We start from the raw sequence: 2,131 nt of genomic DNA, 5'->3' as shown, positions 1-2,131 counted from the left end.
GGTCTGCTGTGGTTCGGCTGGTTCGGTTTCAACGCGGGCTCCGCGCTGGGCGCCACCGGCACCGCGGCGGCGGTCTTCCTGAACACCCTGGTCGCGGGCAGTCTCGGCATGCTCGGCTGGCTCATCGTCGAACAGATCCGCGACGGCAGGCCCACCACGTTCGGTGCGGCCTCGGGCGCGGTGGCCGGTCTGGTCGCGATCACCCCGTCCTGCGGCGTGGTGAACACCCTCGGTGCGGTGCTGGTCGGCCTGGCCGCCGGCGTGGTGTGTTCGTTCGCGGTCGGCTGGAAACACAAAGCGGGCTATGACGATTCGCTCGACGTGGTCGGCGTGCACTTCGTGGGCGGCATCGTGGGCACGGTCCTGATCGGCCTGCTGGCCACCCAGGTGATGACCGGCGGCGTGAACGGGCTGCTCTACGGCGGCGGCCTCGCCCAGCTCGGCAAGCAGCTGGTCGCGGTCCTGGTGGTCGCGGCCTACGCCTTCACGGTCTCGTGGGTACTCGGCAAGGGCATCGACAAGATCATCGGTTTCCGGGTGAGCAAGGAAGACGAAACAGCGGGCATCGACTTCGCCCTCCACGCCGAAACCGCCTATGCCGAAGGGGTGCACGGCTCCTCGCCCCGCCGCTTCGGCGAGGGCCACTACGGCAACTAACTGACCTCGTCGTCTGGTGCCAACCAGGTGTTGCATTCGAAATTGCGGTTCTTCGAGTAGCCCTGGTTGTACCAGTTGCCGTTGTGGTCCGGGGTGCCGTGATCGCGGTGGCGGCCGTCGCCGTCACCGCGGTTGTAGTTGTGCTTCACCGCGGCGTAGCCCTCCTGCGAGGTCCACGAACCGCCTGCTTCCGACGAACCGATGTACATGCCGCCGAAACAGCTGGCCTGCAGCTCCATTCGACGCGAGGTCTCCAGCCCGCCCGCCGACATCGTGCCCTGCTCGCGACGCTGGTTCGACGAGGCCTGCATCAGGCCGGTGAGCCCCTGGATGTGGTGACCGTATTCGTGGGCGTAGACCGACAGCGCCTCCATCGGCGGATACGGGGTGTTGTGCAGCACCAACCCCTCCGTCGACATGTAGATGGTGCTCGAAGCACTGCAGTAGAACGCGTCGCTGGTTGAACCACCACACGGCGACGACAGCTGCGACGGCTGTTCCGCGACAACCAGACCCGGGCTCTGGAAGGGCAGATTCGCGGCGGTCAGATTCGACCGCCACATCTGATCGAGGCACACCTGAGCCGCCGCGAAGAACGCCTTGGCCACCGCCGCGGCGGTCGACCAGCGCGGCAGATCGCAGTCCATGTTCGTCAGGCCCGCGTCGTCGTTGCTGAACAGCGGATGCTGACCGAGGGCGATAACAGGTTGCGGCCCCGCCGGTTTGGTCGTTGTCGGCGCCGTGGTGCGCGCGGTGGTCGTAGCGCGCGCTGTCGTCGGATTCGTGGTCGGCACCGGCGAATTCGAGCTGTAGGTGAAACTCGGCGGCGTCGTCTTGGCGACCGAGCCCGGCGAGCTCTGATCGGACAGGGCCACCGCGGCGACCAGCAACCCGATGACCCCGAACACGGTCAACACCGTCAACACCGCACCGACCGCACCCGAACCACCCCGACGCGGCGGCGGATACCCCTGCGGCGCATAGCCGTAAGGCGGCGGCAACGGTCTGCCGTAGGGCGGCATCGCCGGCTGTCCGTACGGCGGCATCTGTCCCCCATACGGCGGCATCTGCCCGCCATACGGTGGCGGCAGGGGCCTACCGTACGGCGGCTGCGGAGGAGGCGGGGGATACATAGAATCACCTGACAACTGGTCACGCACGGACATGGGTAGCTCACCGGGAACGGGCTGACTCACCCCGCGCCCCGCCGTCGGCCGCTCACGCTACCGGTGTGGCGCCCGAGCCCGGCAGGCGCGGAGAGTCGGGATGCCTCAGTTCACTTCGCTCGCAGCGACGGTGAAGGTGTTGCACTGGGCCGTGAGGTTGCGGTCCAGGCCGGTTTCGAACCACTGGCCGCCGCGCTCGGCGGTGCCGTGGTCGCGCATGTCGCCGGGGCCGTCACCGCGGCCGTAGGAATCCTTGGTGGCGACCGTGACCTGCGAGGAGGTCAGCGAACCACCGCCCTTCGAGGAGG

Annotated in this window: 2 protein-coding genes and 1 pseudogene; 1 reads left to right on the top strand and 2 read right to left on the bottom strand. The window is 68.0% G+C overall.

Features of this window, described 5'->3' with window-relative positions; all coding sequences use genetic code 11:
• Window positions 1–657: ammonium transporter (locus ACFWF3_RS33440; RefSeq protein WP_379317951.1), on the top strand; the 657-nt coding region annotated here is incomplete at its 5' end.
• Here ACFWF3_RS33440 and ACFWF3_RS33435 read toward each other — a convergent pair.
• A complete protein-coding gene (locus ACFWF3_RS33435; protein ID WP_379317949.1) occupies window positions 654–1,703 on the bottom strand; it encodes a neutral zinc metallopeptidase in 1,050 nt (349 codons plus the stop codon). The two genes, ACFWF3_RS33440 and ACFWF3_RS33435, sit on opposite strands and share 4 nt — an antisense overlap.
• Before the next feature lie 225 nt (window positions 1,704–1,928).
• Window positions 1,929–2,131 (bottom strand): annotated as a pseudogene (locus tag ACFWF3_RS33430) (hypothetical protein); the annotation flags it as partial.

The organism is Nocardia sp. NPDC060220 (genome assembly GCF_042727815.1).
GTDB lineage: Bacteria > Actinomycetota > Actinomycetes > Mycobacteriales > Mycobacteriaceae > Nocardia.
This window is presented reverse-complemented; position numbering and strand designations above follow the sequence as displayed.